Here is a 16,884-nt window from a genome sequence, read left to right as displayed (position 1 = left end):
ACCGGGCTTCTTCCGTGCCCGGCGGGGAATCTTTTTCTTCCGAAGCGGGTTAGAGCGGAAAAAAATCTTGCGTGCGCCCCAGTATCGGGAGGTGATGGTCGCTGGCCCGGCCGCCGGTCCCCGCGTCACACGTTTGCATGCATCCCCTCCACGGCGCGGATCCGCGGAACGGCGAAATCGGTGAAGGCGCGCACCGCCGGGCGCATGTGGCGCACGGACGGGTAGACCAGATAGGCCTCGGTCGAGCGGACCTCGTAATCCGGGAGCACGCGCACGAGCCGGCCCGCCGCGAGGTGATCGGCCACCAGCAGGTGCTGCACCGGACCCATTACCCGCCCCGCCAGAAGGGTCGCGACCAAGACCTCGGCGTTGTTGGTGCGGAGCACCGGTTGCACCGGGACGGTCACGGTCTCGCGGCCCCGATGCAGGATCAGGGCGCTGCGGGCATCGACCGCCGCCCGGGTCGCCACGAGAGCGCAGGTGGCGAGCTGCTCGGGCGTCTCGATCCCGCCGGCCTGCGCCAGGTAGGCGGGGGCGGCGACCAGGATGCGCTGCACCCACCCGAGTCGGCGGACCACGAGATCCTGGCCCTCCGGCCGGCCGTAGCGGAGCGCGAGGTCGTAATCCTCGTGCACGAGATCGATCACACGATCCTCCAGCACCAGATCCACCGTCACCCGCGGGTGTTCCGCCTGGAACGCCGTCCCGATCGGATGCAGGTGCTTCACGCCGATGCAGGAGGGCGCGTGCAGGCGCAAGCGACCCTCGACGGAGCCCGCCTCGGTCCGGGCATCCTCCAGCGCCGCGTCGATCGCGGCCAGAGCCGGCTGGCTCGCTTCATAGAGCCGCTGACCCTGCGGCGTCGGCCGTACCAGCCGGGCGGAGCGCTCCAGCAGGCGGGCGCCGATATGGGCCTCCAGGTTGCGCAGATGCTTGCTGACCGCCGGCTGCGAGACGCCGAGATCCCGCGCCGCCGCGCTCAGGGAGCTGCGCTCGACGGTGCGGAGGAAGGCGCGCAGGGCGAGGGCCAGGTCCATGGATGCCATCGGGTTATGGGTCCGATCACCCCATAGCCGCTGGACGGGGCGACAGCGTGGCGGTTCTCTCGATCCGCACCCTTCGCGAGATCGCCGACCCATGACCCTCACCCGCCGGACCCTGCTCGCAGGCACGCCCCTTCTGCTGGCCGGTTGCGTCACCCGGCAGACGGCGCCGGTGGCGGATCTGCGCCCACCGGTCGATCCCGCCTTTGTCGCGATGTATGCCGCCCTCCCCGGCGAGCCCTTCCCGGTCCCGGCGGTGGACCTGACGGGGATCGACCCGCGCTTCCTGCGCCAGGAGGTCGACTACGCCACGGCCGAACCCCCCGGCACGGTCGTGGTCGATCCGGGCGCGCGCTTCGCCTATCTCGTGCGGGAGAAGGGACGGGCGATCCGCTACGGCGTGGGCGTCGGCCGGGAGGAGGCGTTCAACTTCCGCGGGCCGGCCACCATCGCCCGCAAGGCCGAATGGCCGCGCTGGACGCCGACGCCGGCGATGATCCAGCGCGAGCCCCAGCGCTACGGGCCCTTCGCCGGCGGACTGCCGGGCGGCACCGGCAACCCCCTCGGGCCCCGGGCGCTCTACCTCTACCGGGACGGCCAGGACACGCTCTAACGCCTGCACGGCACGACGGAGCCTCACACCATCGGCACGATGGTGTCCTCGGGCTGCGTCCGGTTCCTGAACCAGGACATCATCGACCTCTACGGCCGCGTGCCGGTGGGGACGCGGGCCGTGGTGCTGGCCGCGACCAGATCGGCGGCGCGCTAGGCAGCTGATCCCATGTTTCCGCGGACGCTTCAGCCTTCGCCCTGTCATCCCGGGGCGCCGCAGGCGAGCCCGGGATCCAGCGCCGCCGACGGAGCAAGTTGTTGATCTGACGACGTTTCTGGATCCCGGGCTCCGCTTCGCGGCCCCGGGATGACGGGGCTATTCTTAGACCGACCTCCGCAAAGACCACGGATCGCCGGCCAAGCAGGCTTCCGGCCCGATGTCAGCTCACCTCCACCTGCACCACCCCCGGCACGGTCCGGAGCTGGCCGGCGAGCTGGGGCGAGGCCTGGAACTTGCCCGGGAGCCGGATCTCGACCTCGCGGTCGCCGCCGTCGAGCTTGAGGATCAGCGAGACCTCGCTCTCCCCCCGCATCGACAGCCGCTGCTGCACCGGCGCGACCCCGCGCGGGTCGCTGAGATGGATGCGGATGCCCTTCTGGTGGCGGGCGACCGCGTGGTCGAGGGGTTCCGCGGTCAGGATCCGGGCGCGCACGTCCTCGCCCTCCAGGTTCGCCTGGAGCTGGAGCACCAGGGGCCGGCCCGGCTCGAGGATGTCGCGGTACTGGCCGAGGCCCTCGGAGAAGATGATCGCCTCGAAATGCGCGGTCCGGTCCGACAGGGTGACGATGCCCATCTTGTTGCCGGTCTTGGTGCGCCGCTCCGCCCGGTCGAGCACCGAGGCGGCGACCCGGCCGACGCTGCTGGTCCCGGCCCGCACCGAGCGGCAGAAATCGGCCCAGCTCTGCACCCGCAGCTTGTCCAGCAGGTCGCCGTACTCGTCGAGCGGGTGGCCCGAGACGAAGAACCCGATCGCCGTGTATTCGCGCTTGAGCGTGTCGGCCATCGGCCAGACCTCGTGCGGCGGGATCCGCAGGGACACGTCGTCCGCGACCACGCCACCGAACATGTCGGTGACCCCCGTGGAGGCCGCCTCGGCGGCGCTGGTGGCGAGCTTCATCATCGGCTCGACCGCCGCGAAGGCCCGGGCCCGGTCGGGCTCGATGCAGTCCAGCGCCCCGGCCTGGACCAGGCTCTCCAGGGTGCGCTTGTTGATCATCCGCGGGTTGAGCCGGCGGGCCAGGCAGGCGAGGTCCTTGAACGGACGGTCGCCCCGGGCCTCCACCAGCGCCCGCACCGCCTCGCGGCCGACGCCCTTGATGGCGGCGAGCGCGTAGAAGATCTTGCCGTCGCGCACCTCGAACACCTCGCCGGAGGTGTTGATCGAGGGCGGCTCGACCGTGATCTTGAGGCGCTGCGCGTCCTGGCGGAATTCGGCGAGCTTGTCGGTGTTGTCGATGTCGAGCGTCATGGCGGCGGCCAGGAACTCGACCGGGTAGTTCGCCTTCAGGTAGCCGGTCTGGTAGGTCAGCAGGGCGTAGGCCGCCGCGTGGCTCTTGTTGAAGCCGTAATCGGCGAACTTGGCCAGGAGGTCGAAGATCTCGTTGGCCTTGGCCTTGGTCAGCCCGCGCTCGGTGCAGCCCTTGAGGAACCGGTCGCGCTGCGCATCCATCTCGGCGCGGATCTTCTTGCCCATGGCGCGCCGGAGCATGTCGGCCTCGCCGAGCGAGTAGCCGGCCAGGACCTTGGCGATCTCCATCACCTGTTCCTGGTAGACGATGATGCCGAAGGTCTCCTTCAGCATCGGCTCCAGCTTGGGATCCGGGTACCAGGACGCCTCGTTGCCGGCATCGCGGCCGAGCTTGCGCTCGCAATAGACCGGGATGTTGGCCATCGGGCCCGGCCGGTAGAGGGCGACGAGGGCGATGATGTCCTCGAACCGGTCGGCCTGCATCTCGCAGAGCGCCTTGCGCATGCCGGCGGATTCCACCTGGAATACCCCGACCGTCTCGCCCCGGCCCATCGGCGTGTAGGTGTTCTTGTCGTCGAGCGGCAGGCTCGCCAGGTCGATCTCGATGCCGCGCTGCTTCAGCAGGTCGGTGCAGCACCGCAGCATGGTGAGCGTCTTGAGGCCCAGGAAGTCGAACTTCACGAGGCCGGCCTGCTCGACCCACTTCATGTTGAACTGGGTCACCCGCATCCCGGTCTTCGGGTCTCGGTAGAGCGGGACCAGCTCCTCGAGGGGCCGGTCGCCGATCACCACGCCGGCCGCGTGGGTCGAGGCGTGGCGGTGCAGGCCTTCGAGCTTCTTGGCGATGTCGATGAGCCGGGCGACGATCGGCTCCTCCTCCATGGCCTGCTGGAGCTTGGGCTCGCCCTCGATCGCCTGGGCGAGCGTCACCGGGTTGGCCGGGTTCTGCGGCACGAGCTTGGTCAGCTTGTCGACCTGCCCGTAGGGCATCTCCAGCACGCGGCCGACATCGCGCAGCACGCCGCGGGCGAGAAGCGTACCGAAGGTGATGATCTGCCCGACCTGCCGCTCGCCGTAGCGCTGCTGAACGTAGCGGATCACGCGCTCGCGGCCCTCGACGCAGAAGTCGATGTCGAAATCCGGCATCGAGACGCGCTCGGGGTTGAGGAAGCGCTCGAACAGCAGGCCGAAGCGGAGCGGGTCGAGGTCGGTGATCAGCAGCGACCACGCCACCAGCGAGCCGGCACCGGAGCCGCGGCCCGGGCCCACCGGAATGTCGTGGTCCTTGGCCCACTTGATGAAGTCCGAGACGATCAGGAAGTAGCCCGGGAACTTCATCTTGACGATGACGTCGAGCTCGAAGGCGAGGCGCTTGCGGTAATCGTCCTCCGAGAAGCCCGGCGCCGTGCCGTGCTGCTTCAGCCGCAGTTCCAGCCCGGCCTCGGCCTGGCGGCGCAGCTCGGTCGGTTCATTCGCCACTGCCGTAACGCCGGGTTCACCGGCGTGATCTTCGACGATCGCCTCGGCCACGACCTTCGAAAAGTTCGGCAGGATCGGCTTGCGGGTCCGCGCCCGCACGGCGCAGCGCATGGCGATCTCGACCGTGGCCTGGAGCGCGTCCGGCAGATCGTGGAACAGCGCGGCCATCTCGGCGCGGGTCTTGAAGGCGTGGCGCGGGGTGACCCGGCGCCGCCGCTCGTCCGAGACCAGCCGCCCGTCCGCGATGGCGAGCAGCGCGTCATGGGCGTCGTAATCGTCGGGCTTGGCGAAGAACGGCTCGTTGGTCGCCGCGATCCCGAGGCCGTGGCGGCCGGCGAGGTCGAGAAGTGCCGTCTCGATCCGCGCCTCCTCGGGCAAGCCGTGGCGCTGGATCTCGACGTAGAGCCGGTCCTCGCCGAAGGCTGCCTTGAGCTGCTTCAGCCGGCTCAGGGCCAGCTCGGGCCGGCCAGCCCGGAACGCCGCGTCGAGGGGTCCGGACAGGCCGCCGGTGAGCGCGATCAGGCCGGTGCCGCACTCGGCCAGGGCGGCGGCTTCGACCCGCGGCGCCTCGCCGAGCGCCGTGTCGAAATAGGCGCGGCTGGCCAGCCGCAGCAGGTTGGCATAGCCGGCCTCGTCCTGGGCGAGCAGCACGACCCCGTGGCTCGTCGGCGCCGCGCGCTGGTGCGGGTCGGCCGCCTCGAACGCCACCGAGAGCTGCACCCCGGCGATCGGCTGGACGCCCTCCCCGGCCGCCTTCTCGGAGAATTCCAGCGCCCCGAACAGGTTGTTGGTGTCGGTGAGGGCCAGGGCCGGCTGCCGGTCGCCGACCGCGGCCTTGACCAGGGAGCCGACTTTCAGCGCCCCTTCCAGAAGGGAATAGGATGAATGGACGTGGAGGTGGACGAATCCGACCTCCTTGAGCTGGCGTGGCATGGCCGACCTTGTTCAGGGGTCGCCCAACATCCCCGCTCGGCCTTGCCAAGTCGACGTATGGCGAAGCCATCGGCGACGATATCCACCGGTCGTGTTCCGGGGGCACCAGTTCGGCCGCCCGCTGTGGACAATCCGCGCCCGGGCGCCGATCGCCTGTGCATAAGGCGTTTCGGGCGGGAACCGCGCGCCAAAACGCAAAGCCCGGCTAACGGACGGGTGCCAGTGCTATCGCCCAGGCGCCGACAGCCGCGAACAGCATCCCGAACGCCATGAACTCGACCATTCCGGTCAGGACCAACCGCTTCAGCATCGTCGTGCCTCCCGTGTTCCGCCCCATTATGTTCATGTTTTGTTCCGTTGAAAGCGCCTTCGGGCCTGCGGCGCCTGCGGCTTTAAAACGTGGTAAACAAATAGTGGCTTGATGCAGATCGGGTGGCCTGGCATGCCGCCGGCCTATACGGGCGTTCGATATTTGACCGGGGGGGTCAAAGGAGCAGGCTATTCCCGCGCAACACATGGGGGGACGGATCCAGGTCGCACTGGTGGCCGTCGGCACGCATGGCGACGTGCTGCCGTTCATCGCGCTGGGCCACACGCTTCTGGCCCGCGGGCACGGGGTCTCGCTGGCGGCACCGGCCCCGTTCGAGGCGATGGCGCGCCGCGCCGGCCTCGCTTTCCAGCCGCTCGGCTCGGCCGCCGATTACGAGTCCGTCATCGACCAGCCTGAACTCTGGCATCCGCGCTGGGGCTTCCGCCCGATGTTCGACTTCGCCATGCAGGTCGCCGAGACGACCTGCCTCTGGCTCGGGGCGACCCGGGCGCGCGGGGTCGAGCAGATCGTCGTCGCCTCGCCCCTGGCCTGGGGCGCGCGGTTGGCGCAGGAACTCTACGACATCCCGTCCGCCACGCTGCACGTGATGCCGTTCCTGATCGAGAGCCGGTCCGATCCGCCCCGGCTGCCCGGGCTGCCGCTGCCCCGGATCCTCCCGGCGGCCGCGCGCGCCTGGCTCAACCAGGGGGCCGACACGGTGGCGGTCGGCCCGTTCACGCTTCCGCCCCTGAACGCCCTGCGCGCGCGGCTTGGCCTCGATCCGGTCGCCCGGCTGCGACACTGGTGGAACAGCCCGACCCGCATGCTGCTGATGTTCCCGGACTGGTACGCCGCCCCCCAGGCGGACTGGCCGGCCCAGGCGGTGCAGCTCGGCTTCCCGCTGGTCGACCGGTTCGGCGACGTGCCGGCGATGCCCCCGGAGCTCGAGGCCTTCCTGGCCGCCGGCGACGCGCCGCTCGTGTTCACCTACGGCTCGGCGATGCGCCAGGGGGCGTCCTTCTTCGAGACCGCCTTGGCGGTCTGCCGCCGGATGGGCCGGCGCGGCGTGCTGCTCGCCCCCCAGGACGGCCAGATCCCGAAGCCGCTGCCGCCCGGGATCATCCACCTGCCCTACGCCCCCCTGAGCGCGCTGCTGCCCCGCAGCGCGGCCCTGGTCCACCATGGCGGCGTCGGCACGGTGGCGCAGGCCCTGGCGGCGGGCATCCCGCAGCTCGTGGTCCCGGTCGCGTTCGACCATTTCGACGAGGGGCAGCGCCTCAAGGATCGGAGGCTGGGCGCGACCTTGAGCCGCCGGGCCTTCCGGCCGGCCCGGGCCGCCCGCATCCTCGGTCGCCTGCTGTCCGATCCGGCCGTGACGCGCGCCTGCGCCCGGGCCAAGGCGCGCATGGCCGAGGGCCCCGACGCGATCGGCGCAGCCTGCGACAGGGTCGAGGCGTTGGCGTTCCTGGAGGCCGAACGCGGATCCGGGCGGAACGCCGCGCAGGCCGCCCGCCGGTGAGGGGTTTCGCCATCGGGGTCGCGTGAGATCGCCCCGGCCGTATCAGCGATACGCTTGGCGATCAGGTGCGCCGGGGCATCCAAAAGGTCCGGATGCTCGGCACCGTCCCTGAGGGGGCGGCGAGCCACGCCCGGCGCTGCTCGATCAGCGCCGTGAGCCGTTCGCGTCGGGCGTTGGGGCGCCTGCAGTCGCAGCCGTCGAGGTCCGTGGGCTCGCAGCTGAGGATCGACGCCACCGCGACGACGACGGTGAGGATGGCCAACGCCGCGAACGGCCAAGCGAGGCCGAGCCCGACCAACGCGGCAATCGCGAGCTTCCCGGCCAACGAACCCACGATCTTGGCCTTCATCAGGACGAGGAGGCTGGTGCCACCCCCCGCCCCGCCGCGCAGGGCGCGGACGACCCGTTTGCGGAAGCGATGCCGTGCGGCCAGGGCCTCCAGGCGGCGCAAGTGCCGGCTGACCCGCGCGATCCCCGAACACACCGGATCGGGACCGGCGGCGGCATGGGATCGATCCGTCACCGCCTCTCCCGATCCCGGCTCTCGTCCGACCTGCATGCCCCGAGCCTAGCGCGCCCTCCTGCGCGGGTCGATGCCGGCCGAATTTGTCCGCGAGCGGAGACACCTTTGCCCGCCAAACCCGCACGGGGCCCTGCAAAGGCTGCCGGATCTCGGCCGGATCTCCGAGACGGACGCCGCCGACGGCCGGCGAATGGAGACTATGGTCCTGCATCGCTGGACATGCGGCCCGACCGCGCGATGATGCGGCTCACCGTGACTCGCGTGCCGACGCCGGAGGCCGAGCGCTGGGCGCGGGGTTTTTTCCAGGGTCGTGGTGCGTCGATCCACGATCGTCTCATCGGGAGGTTGCGGTGATCCGCCTGCTGTCGAGTGTCATGGTGCTGGGTCTGGCGCACGGCGCCTACGCCGCGGATGTCATCGTGGATTATCGGGATAGCGGCTTCCGGGATGCCGAGCCTTCGGTGTTGCCGGACGAGCGGGTCCGGCTGGCGCGGATCATGGCGGAGGAGGCGCCGAAGGCCCTGCGCATGGAACTGGGCACCGATTTCGTGGTGCTGGGCTCGGCCGCCGGTGCGTTCACGCGGGCGGACGGCCGCGAGCGCGCCTATCTCATCCAGGAGAAGGCGCCTGTGGCCAGCGACCCGTTTCCGGATGCGGCGGCACCGGTCCTCGTCGTGGTCGGCGACGGCATGAAGGCGCGCTTCTTCCGCCTTCCCAAGGACGTCCAGTATCAGCGGCTCGTCGCGGCGGCCGATGTCGATCGCGACGGACGCAGCGAGGTGCTGCTTGAATCCGGCGCCTACAACATGGGCGAGAGCGTCACCGCGGTCACCGTCGTCAAGCTCGACCCCGCCACCGGGCTCGCGACGCCGGGGCAGGTCCTCCGGGATGTGTTCACCGACAGTTGCGACGGCGGCTCGGGCCGCAAAGCCCGTACGGCCTCGACCCTCTCCCTCGACGCATCGTCGGGAGGTCTCGTCGCGCGCCGCTACCAGCTCAAGTGTCGATGAGGGACGCCGCCCTCACTCCAGCGGTGTGATCAGCCCGTCGCGGATCGTCACCCGGCGGTCCATGCGGGCGGCGAGGTCCAGATTGTGCGTGGCGACCAGGGCCGCGAGGCCCGAGGCCCGCACCAGCGACATCAACACCGAGAAGACGTGGCCGGCCGTGCCGGGGTCGAGATTGCCGGTGGGCTCGTCGGCGAGCAGCAGCCGCGGGCCGTTGGCCACCGCCCGGGCGATGGCGACGCGCTGCTGCTCGCCCCCCGACAGCTCGGCCGGGCGATGCGGCAGGCGCTCCTTGAGGCCCAGGAAGCTCAGGAGCTCGGTGGCGCGGGCCTTGGCCTCCGCCCGGCCGAGGCCCCGGATCAGCTGCGGCATCACCACGTTCTCGAGCGCCGAGAATTCCGGAAGCAGATGGTGGAACTGGTAGACGAAGCCCATCTCCTCGCGGCGCAGGCGGGTGCGCTCGGCATCCGGCATCGCGGCCGTGGGCCGCCCGCCGATATAGACCTCGCCGCCGTCGGGCCGCTCCAGCAGGCCCGCGAGGTGCAGGAGCGTGGACTTGCCGGCGCCCGAGGGTGCCACCAGGGCCACGAGCTCCCCGGGCCAGATCGCGAGGTCGGCCCCGCGCAGGATCTCCAGGGCCCCTTCGGCCTGCGGGTAGCGCCGCTCGACGCGGGCAAAGAACAGGGCCGGCACCGGCGGAGTGCCGGCGGGCTGGCTTGCATCGCTCATGGGGTGCGGACCGTCAGCCGTAGCGCAGGGCCTGCACCGGATCGAGCCGGGCGGCACGCCAGGAGGGATAGAGCGTCGCCGCGAGCGACAGCAGGAGCGCGGTGATCACCACGGCGGTGATCTCCTTCGGGTTCATCTGGGCCGGGATCTCGGCGAGGAACCGCACGGTCGGATCCCAGGCGCCGGGAAACAGCACATGCTGGATCGGCTTGATGTTCAGGGTGATCAGGACCCCGAGCCCGAGGCCGCTCAGGGTGCCGACCAGGCCGATCAGCGCGCCGTTGATCAGGAACACACGCATGATCGTGCCCGGGGTCGCCCCCATGGTGCGCAGGATCGCGATGTCGCTCGACTTGTCGCGCACGAGCAGGATCAGGCCCGAGACGATGTTGAGCGTCGCCACGACGACGATCAGGCTGAGGATCAGGAACATCACGTTGCGCTCGACCTCCAGCGCCCCGAAGAAGGTGCGGTTGCGCTGCCGCCAATCGGTGAGCAGCACCGGGCGCTCGGCCGCCATCTCCAGGGGCTCGCGCATCTCGCCGACCTGATCGGGCTTGTCGACGTAGATCTCGATCATGCTGACGTCGCTCTCCCGGTTGAAGAACGCCTGCGCCTCGGTGAGCGGCATGAACACGAAGGTCTGGTCGAACTCGGTCATGCCGACCTCGAACACCGCCTTGACCGCGTAGCTCTTGGTGCGGGGCGCCGTGCCGAAGGGCGTGGACGAGCCCTTCGGCGTCACCAGCGTGATGTTGTCCCCGGCCTGGAGGCCCAGGGAATCCGCGAGGCGCCGGCCGATCAGGACGCCGCTGCCGTCGTCGAACCCCTCCAGGGTGCCGCCCCGGATCGCGCTCGACACCGCGGCGAGCGCGTCGAGATCGGCGGCGCGCACGCCGCGCACGATCACGCCGGAGCCGCCGAACTGCGACGAGGCGAAGGCCTGGCCTTCCACCAGCGGCACCGCGGCGCGCACGCCGGCCACCTTCGAGAGGCGCTCCGACAGGTCGACCCAATCGTTGAACGGCCGGTCGATCGGGGTGGCGAACAGGTGCCCGTTGATGCCGACGATCTTGGAGAGCAGCTCCGCCCGGAACCCGTTCATCACCGAGAGCACGATGATCAGGGTGGCGACGCCGAGCGCGATGCCGAGCACGGAGAAGAACGCGACCACCGAGACGCCGCCGCCCCGGCGGCGCGCCCGCAGGTAGCGGCCGGCAATGATCCACTCGAACGGCGCGAACGGGGCCGTGCCCTCGCGGAAGGAGGCCGCGAAGCTCCTCACCCGGTCGATCGCCGCTGCTCCCGTCATCGGATTAGCCCTAAGCACCATTGACCGCGCTGTCGCCGCTCCCGCGGCGAAAATGATGCATGAACACGGATTGAAGCAGAATTGCTGCTCGCAATGCTGCCTAGAGCCGTTCCCGATCGTGTTGCAATCGGAAACGGCGCGCAGGCGGTGTCGCGATGCGCTCGCCGGCGCCGAACCGGGATCCGCGTTGGCCGGCAGCGCTCCGGAGCCGCTCGCCCCGCAGCCGAGCGGTCAGACGCGGCGGATGCGGGCCAGCAGGTCGACGGTGGCGAGGCTCTCGCGCTCGCCCCCGGCGCGCCGCTTCAACTCGACCTTGCCGTCGGCCAGGCCCTTCGGCCCGACGATCACCTGCCAGGGCAGGCCGATCAGGTCGGCGGTGGCGAATTTCGCGCCCGGGCGCTCGTCGCGGTCGTCGTAGAGCACAGACAGGCCGGCGGCCTCGAGCTCCGCCTGGATCTGCGCGCAGGCGGTGTCGGTGCCGGCATCGCCGACCTTGAGGTTGATCAGCGCCACGTCGAAGGGCGCCACCGCATCCGGCCAGATGATCCCGGCCTCGTCGTGGCTGGCCTCGACGATCGCGGCCACCAGCCGGCTCGGGCCGATGCCGTAGGAGCCCATATGGACCGGCCGCTCGATCCCGTCCGGCCCGGCGACCTTGGCGCCCATCGGCTCGGAATACTTGGTGCCGAAATAGAAGATGTGCCCGACCTCGATGCCGCGGGCGCTCAGGCGGTTCTCCTCCGGCACCTCCGCGAAGGCCTCCGGCTCGTGGATCTCGTCGGTGGCGGCGTAATGCGAGGTCCAGGCGTCGACGATGCCCTGGAGCGCGGCCACGTCGTCGAAATCCACCGTCTCGGGCGGGGTCTCGAAATCGAGATAGGCCCGGTCGCAGAACACCTCGCTCTCGCCGGTCTTGGCCAGGATGATGAACTCGTGAGACAGGTCGCCGCCGATCGGGCCGGTATCGGCGCGCATCGGGATCGCCCGGAGACCGAGCCCCGCGAAGGTGCGCAGGTAGGCCACGAACATGCGGTTATAGGCGTGGCGCGCCCCGGCCTGGTCGAAGTCGAACGAATAGGCGTCCTTCATCAGGAACTCGCGCGAGCGCATCGTGCCGAAGCGCGGCCGCACCTCGTCCCGGAACTTCCACGAGATCTGGTAGAGGTTCTTGGGCAGGTCCTTGTAGGAGCGCACGCTCGCCCGGAAGATCTCCGTGACCATCTCCTCGGCGGTCGGGCCGTAGAGCATCTCGCGGTCGTGCCGGTCCTTCAGGCGCAGCATCTCCTTGCCGTAGGCGTCGTAGCGCCCGGATTCCCGCCACAGCTCGGCCGACTGGACGGTCGGCATCAGGATCTCGATGGCGCCGGAGCGATCCTGCTCCCGGCGGATCACCGCGCAGACGCGCTCCAGCACCCGCAGGCCGAGGGGCAACCAGGCGTAGATCCCAGCCGCCTCCTGACGCACCAGGCCGGCGCGCAGCATCAACCGGTGGGAGACGATCTCGGCTTCCTTGGGCGTCTCGCGCAAGGTCGGCATGAAGTAGCGAGAAAGACGCATGTTTTCCGAGTCTTGGCCTGGATCGGGCCGGGAGGAACCGCGGCGCGAGGGCACACAACACGCCGGGGCCGCAAATTACAAGCACCGTCGGATCACGGCGCGGCCTAATCGGGCCGCGCCGCCACGGGCCGGCCGGTCGGGCCCGATGCCGCAATCGGAATCGATCTGCCCATTTGCCGGCAAGAAAGCGCAGATTTTTCTCGCAGACCCGGTGACAACACGAATTGTTGTTCCTATAAGCGGGGCGTGATGTTTGCGACGCCCGCAAGAGGCGGCGCAGGGTCCGAGTCTCGGGAGGAAAACCGACCGCCACGCAGGCAATGCGTAGGACAATTAAAGGTCGAGCCACTGCAGCTTGAAAAGCAAGGCCTCGGGCTTTGCTTTTTTTGTTGTTGGACATCCTTCGCGGCGGCGCCTCCGATCCTTCGACCGAGGCGCGGGGCCTGAATACGGCGCCAACCAGCTCATCAGCCGCGAGTCTTGCCTGCCGATCAGGGCGCGTTGCCTGCCTGCGGCAATCGGCATGCTGTGAAGAGCGGTGAAAGCGCGAACAAGTCGATGGTTTGTCGACTATTGGACTTTGCCGGCGCAAGCCATTAACCCGCAACACCTTTTTGCGGCGCATGCTGGGGCATGGACCTTACCGGGTGAGCCCGCCATGCATTTTCAGATCCGCCAGGCCGAGCATCTCTGGTCCTGGGTCCTGCTCAACGAAGCCGACGAGACGGTCGCTGAATCGCACCGGACCTTCCCGTCGGCCGCACAGGCCTCCGCGGCCGCCCTCGCCTTCGCCCATCTCGTCTCGCGGGCGGGCAAGTCGCTGACGGTGCGGTCGTCTTCCGGGACGCTGCTGTAGGGACCGGCCGTCCTCCGTAGGTGCCCCTGCCCTACAATCCCGTCAGCGGGAACACCGCCAGAGCGGCCAGGAAGGCGACACCGGCGACCAGCGTCGTCCAGATCGCCTTCTCGCGCAGCCGCGGGGAGGCCGGAGCGCCGAGATCCTGTCCCGGAACCACGTGCCCGGGCCGGGTCTCGGGCTGGTTGCGCAGGGGCAGCACCGCGAAGAGCAGCGTCCACCACACGACGAAGTAGAGCGCTATCGCCCCGCCGATGGTGAGCCGGAACTGGCTCACCCCGACGGCCACGAAGGCGGCCACGAGCACGGCCACGGCGACCAGGGTCGCCGGGGTCGAGCGCGTCAGCGTGGTCAGGATCCGGCTCACACCTGCTCCAGCTCGACCAGCGTGCCGAGAAAGTCCTTGGGGTGCAGGAACAGGACCGGCTTGCCATGGGCGCCGATCCGCGGCTCGCCAGTGCCGAGCACCCGGGCGCCCTGCGCCTTCAGCCGGTCGCGGGCGGCCAGGATGTCGTCGACCTCGTAGCAGACGTGGTGGATGCCGCCGCCCGGATTGCGGGCCACGAAGGCCTCGATCGGCGAGCCCTCGCCGAGCGGCGCCATCAGCTCGATCTTGCTGTTCGGCAGTTCGACGAACACCACCGTGACGCCGTGCTCGGGCTGCGGCAGCGGCGGCGTGAGCGTGGCGCCCAGCGTGTCGCGATAGACCGCGCAGGCGGCGTCGAGATCCTGCACAGCGATGGCCACGTGATTGAGCCGCCCGATCATTTTTTGATTCCTCCCACCATCGAAGCCCTCTTTCCGAGAGCGTCTTGTTCGGGCTGCGGCTCAGCCACTGCGAGCTGACGCCACGTGCCCCCCCTCCCGTGCCGGAGAGGGTCGGGGTGAGGGATCCCGCCCTGTCCGGAAGATCCTGCCCCCTCACCCTGTCCCTCTCCCGATCGGGAGAGGGGACCTGCGCAGCGTCCGGCTGTCGTCAGACAAGCCGGTTCATCCCACGCCCGAGACACTAGAGCGCCGTCGGGTCGGCAACCAGTGTCACACCTCGACGACCTGCACGTGGCAGGCGGGCTTCTTGCCCCAGACCTCGTTGACGGCCGTGCGCACGGCCCGGTCGACCGTCTTCTCGACGCCCTCCGAGTCCTTGAGCTTGCCGCGCGACATCCCCGACAGGGTGCGCGAGACCGCATCGACCACCGTCTCGATCAGCGGCTCGCCGGAACGGCCGCGGTTGGGCAGGCCGATGATGTCCACCGCCGGATCGCCCAGCACGACGCCGTCCTCGTCGATGGCGATCGCCACCGAGACCAGGCCGGCTTGCATTAGCTTGCGCCGCTCCGGGATCGCCCGGTCCTTCTCGTCGATCAGGACGTTGCCGTCCTTGTACAGGCGGCCCGCCTTCACGTGATCGATGACCTCGGGCTTGCCGGGGCTGAGGCGGACGAGGCTGCCGTTGCGGGCCTTGACCACGTTCTGGACACCCTGGGCCCGGGCGAAGCGGGCATGCTCGTCGAGGTGCAGAGCCTCGCCGTGGACCGGAATCGCGGTGCCCGGCCGGGTCCACTTGTACATCTCGACCATCTCGTCCCGCCGGGGATGGCCGGAGACGTGGACCAGCTCGGTCCGGTCGGTGATGACCTCGACGCCCTGCTCGACCAGATCGTTGATGATCGACCCGACATCGCGCTCGTTGCCGGGGATTGCCCGGGAGGAGAAGATCACCCGGTCGCCGGCGGCCAGGCTGATATCCGGATGGTCCCGGCGGGAGACCCGGGCGAGCGCCGCCCGCGGCTCGCCCTGCGAGCCGGTGAGCAGGGCCACGACCCGTTCGCGGGGCAGGTTCTTCCAGGAATCCGACCGGCGGAACTCGGGCAGGCCGTCGAGGTAGCCGCACTCGCGCGCCACGTCGATCACCCGGTCCATGGCCCGGCCGACCGCGACGACCTCGCGCCCACACGCGGCGGCCGCCTCGGCCACCGCGCGGATGCGGGCGACGTTCGACGCGAAGGTGGTGACCGCGACCCGGTGGGGCGAATCCGCGATCAGGGTCTTGAGGGTTGCGGCAACCTCCTTCTCGCTCGGCGAGAAGCCCTCGCGGACCACGTTGGTCGAGTCGCAGACCAGCGCCAGGATGCCCTCGTCACCGAGCGCCGTGAACGCCTCCGGCGAGGTGATGTCGCCGGCCACCGGGGTCGGGTCGATCTTCCAGTCGCCGGTATGGACCACCAGGCCCGCGGCGGTGCGGATCGCGATGGCGTTCGACTCGGGGATCGAGTGCGAGACCGGGATGTAGTCGATCTCGAACGGGCCGACGGTGACGCGCCGGCCGGGCTTCACCTCGCGCAGCTCGACCTTCGGGGCGCCGGGCTCGGAAAGGCGGCGCGTCTCCAGCAGGTTCTTGGCGAAGCGCGTCGCGTAGACCGGCACCTTGAGGCGCGGCCACAGCTCCGAGATCGCCCCGATATGGTCCTCATGCGCGTGGGTGATGAAGATCCCCAGCAGGTCCTTCCGCTTCTCCTCGATGAAGGAGAGATCGGGGAACATCAGGTCGATCCCCGGCATCTGCTCCTCGCCGGCGAAGCCCATGCCGCAATCGACCATGATCCACTTCCGGCCCTTCTCCGGGCCGAACCCGTAGAGGGCCGCATTCATCCCGATCTCGCCCACGCCGCCGAGCGGCAGGAAGACCAGCTCCTCCTGTCCCATCACCATCTGTCGTCGTCCAACGTCATGCCGCCGTCGCGGCCGTTCCAAAATGCACCTCGCCCGCCGTCACGGTATGCCGTTTTCCGTCGGGGGCGAGGATCACGAGCCGCCCCCCCTCGTCGATGGTCTCGAACACCCCCCGCAGGATGTGCTCGCCGCTGCGCACCGCGATCTCCGACCCAAGACCCGCGGCCCGCGCGAGCCAATCCTCGCGCAGGTCAGCGAAATTCCGTCCCCGGTCCCAGGCGCGCGCGCGCACGGCCATCCGGTCCGAGAGATGTTCCAGTAGCGCTTCGGCGCCGCCGGCGTAACCCGTCGCGGCCAAGCTCGTGGCCTCGAGCCCCTCCGGCGCCGCCGCGACGTTGACGCCGAAGCCGATCACCGCCGCCCTGCGGCCGCCCGGCAGCGTCTCCGCCTCGAGCAGGAGCCCGGCGAGCTTCCGGCCGTCGAGCAGCACGTCGTTCGGCCATTTCAACCCGAGAGATCGGGCGCCGCGGCCGGTTCGGGTATCCGGCAGGGTGCCGCAGGCCGCACCCAGCGCCTCGATCAGGGCGAGGCCCGCGACGAAGCCGAGCTCGGCGAGGTGACCCGCCGCCACCCCGGCCACCGGCCAGAGGACGCTGACGGCCAGGTTGCCCGGCAGCGACGCCCAGACGTTGCCGCGCCGACCGCGTCCGGCCTCCTGCCGATGCGTGACCACCCAGAGCGGACCGGTCTCCCCGGCCCGAGCCTGCGCCATGGCCTCCGTATTGGTCGAGCCGAGACTGTCGTGGACGTGCAGGCGGTGGCCCTGGGCGCGCGCCTCGGACCCGAGACGGTAGCTCAAGGC

Annotated in this window: 13 protein-coding genes and 1 pseudogene; 4 read left to right on the top strand and 10 right to left on the bottom strand. The window is 70.1% G+C overall.

The window, feature by feature from the left end:
* Window positions 1-125: 125 nt before the first annotated feature.
* A complete protein-coding gene (locus LGR69_RS11900; RefSeq protein WP_230366236.1) occupies window positions 126-1,037 on the bottom strand; it encodes a LysR family transcriptional regulator in 912 nt (303 codons plus the stop codon).
* 100 nt (window positions 1,038-1,137) lie between these two features.
* Between LGR69_RS11900 and LGR69_RS11895 the strand changes: the two are divergent.
* Window positions 1,138-1,812 (top strand): annotated as a pseudogene (locus LGR69_RS11895) (L,D-transpeptidase).
* A gap of 223 nt (window positions 1,813-2,035) precedes the next feature.
* Here the strand turns inward: LGR69_RS11895 and dnaE are convergent.
* Window positions 2,036-5,536, bottom strand: a complete 3,501-nt coding sequence (gene dnaE, locus LGR69_RS11890; protein ID WP_230366158.1) for a DNA polymerase III subunit alpha — start codon at window positions 5,534-5,536, stop codon at window positions 2,036-2,038.
* Between the two features lie 515 nt (window positions 5,537-6,051).
* Between dnaE and LGR69_RS11885 the strand changes: the two genes are divergently transcribed.
* Complete coding sequence (locus LGR69_RS11885; RefSeq protein WP_230366157.1) at window positions 6,052-7,365, top strand: glycosyltransferase; 1,314 nt, start codon at window positions 6,052-6,054, stop codon at window positions 7,363-7,365.
* A gap of 61 nt (window positions 7,366-7,426) precedes the next feature.
* Here the strand turns inward: LGR69_RS11885 and LGR69_RS11880 are convergent, their stop codons facing one another.
* Window positions 7,427-7,888: a hypothetical protein gene (locus tag LGR69_RS11880; RefSeq protein WP_230366156.1), complete on the bottom strand. Its 462-nt coding sequence runs from the start codon at window positions 7,886-7,888 to the stop codon at window positions 7,427-7,429.
* 350 nt (window positions 7,889-8,238) lie between these two features.
* Between LGR69_RS11880 and LGR69_RS11875 the strand changes: the two genes are divergently transcribed.
* Window positions 8,239-8,898 (top strand): hypothetical protein, encoded by a 660-nt coding sequence (locus LGR69_RS11875; protein WP_230366155.1) that lies wholly within the window; start codon window positions 8,239-8,241, stop codon window positions 8,896-8,898.
* A gap of 12 nt (window positions 8,899-8,910) precedes the next feature.
* Here LGR69_RS11875 and LGR69_RS11870 read toward each other — a convergent pair whose 3' ends face one another.
* The 3 genes from LGR69_RS11870 to proS form a co-directional block, all read right to left on the bottom strand.
* Window positions 8,911-9,624, bottom strand: a complete 714-nt coding sequence (locus tag LGR69_RS11870) for an ABC transporter ATP-binding protein (protein WP_007560718.1) — start codon at window positions 9,622-9,624, stop codon at window positions 8,911-8,913.
* Window positions 9,625-9,637: 13 nt separating this feature from the next.
* Window positions 9,638-10,936, bottom strand: coding sequence for a lipoprotein-releasing ABC transporter permease subunit (locus LGR69_RS11865; RefSeq protein WP_007560720.1), 1,299 nt, complete (start codon window positions 10,934-10,936; stop codon window positions 9,638-9,640).
* A gap of 231 nt (window positions 10,937-11,167) precedes the next feature.
* Window positions 11,168-12,493, bottom strand: coding sequence for a proline--tRNA ligase (proS, locus tag LGR69_RS11860; RefSeq protein WP_230366154.1), 1,326 nt, complete (start codon window positions 12,491-12,493; stop codon window positions 11,168-11,170).
* 658 nt (window positions 12,494-13,151) lie between these two features.
* On the opposite strand from proS, the gene LGR69_RS11855 reads away from it, so the two are divergent.
* The gene (locus LGR69_RS11855; RefSeq protein ID WP_007560724.1) at window positions 13,152-13,349 is read left to right on the top strand and encodes a hypothetical protein; all 198 of its coding nucleotides are present in this window, start codon (window positions 13,152-13,154) and stop codon (window positions 13,347-13,349) included.
* A 31-nt stretch (window positions 13,350-13,380) separates the two neighbouring features.
* Here LGR69_RS11855 and LGR69_RS11850 read toward each other — a convergent pair whose 3' ends face one another.
* The 4 genes from LGR69_RS11850 to LGR69_RS11835 form a co-directional block, all read right to left on the bottom strand.
* Entirely contained in the window at window positions 13,381-13,716 is a 336-nt protein-coding gene (locus LGR69_RS11850; protein WP_007560726.1) for a DUF1467 family protein, read from the bottom strand.
* A complete protein-coding gene (mce, locus tag LGR69_RS11845) occupies window positions 13,713-14,117 on the bottom strand; it encodes a methylmalonyl-CoA epimerase (protein WP_007560728.1) in 405 nt (134 codons plus the stop codon). The genes LGR69_RS11850 and mce overlap by 4 nt, the downstream gene beginning before the upstream one ends.
* 270 nt (window positions 14,118-14,387) lie before the next feature.
* Window positions 14,388-16,061: a ribonuclease J gene (locus LGR69_RS11840; RefSeq protein ID WP_007560730.1), complete on the bottom strand. Its 1,674-nt coding sequence runs from the start codon at window positions 16,059-16,061 to the stop codon at window positions 14,388-14,390.
* A gap of 16 nt (window positions 16,062-16,077) precedes the next feature.
* Window positions 16,078-16,881, bottom strand: a complete 804-nt coding sequence (locus LGR69_RS11835; protein WP_230366153.1) for a biotin--[acetyl-CoA-carboxylase] ligase — start codon at window positions 16,879-16,881, stop codon at window positions 16,078-16,080.
* Between the last annotated feature and the right edge of the window lie 3 nt (window positions 16,882-16,884).

This window comes from Methylobacterium brachiatum, from assembly GCF_020523825.1.
In the GTDB taxonomy this organism is placed as follows: domain Bacteria; phylum Pseudomonadota; class Alphaproteobacteria; order Rhizobiales; family Beijerinckiaceae; genus Methylobacterium; species Methylobacterium brachiatum.
This window is presented reverse-complemented; position numbering and strand designations above follow the sequence as displayed.

Bases quoted from the DNA above. Each gene is read 5' to 3' on its own strand.
- LGR69_RS11900 (WP_230366236.1), bottom strand. From the start codon at position 1,037: ATGGACCTGGCCCTCGCCCTGCGCGCCTTCCTCCGCACCGTCGAGCGC.
- dnaE (WP_230366158.1), bottom strand. From the start codon at position 5,536: ATGCCACGCCAGCTCAAGGAGGTCGGATTCGTCCACCTCCACGTCCAT.
- LGR69_RS11885 (WP_230366157.1), top strand. From the start codon at position 6,052: ATGGGGGGACGGATCCAGGTCGCACTGGTGGCCGTCGGCACGCATGGC.
- LGR69_RS11870 (WP_007560718.1), bottom strand. From the start codon at position 9,624: ATGAGCGATGCAAGCCAGCCCGCCGGCACTCCGCCGGTGCCGGCCCTG.
- LGR69_RS11865 (WP_007560720.1), bottom strand. From the start codon at position 10,936: ATGACGGGAGCAGCGGCGATCGACCGGGTGAGGAGCTTCGCGGCCTCC.
- proS (WP_230366154.1), bottom strand. From the start codon at position 12,493: ATGCGTCTTTCTCGCTACTTCATGCCGACCTTGCGCGAGACGCCCAAG.
- LGR69_RS11855 (WP_007560724.1), top strand. From the start codon at position 13,152: ATGCATTTTCAGATCCGCCAGGCCGAGCATCTCTGGTCCTGGGTCCTG.
- mce (WP_007560728.1), bottom strand. From the start codon at position 14,117: ATGATCGGGCGGCTCAATCACGTGGCCATCGCTGTGCAGGATCTCGAC.
- LGR69_RS11840 (WP_007560730.1), bottom strand. From the start codon at position 16,061: ATGGTGATGGGACAGGAGGAGCTGGTCTTCCTGCCGCTCGGCGGCGTG.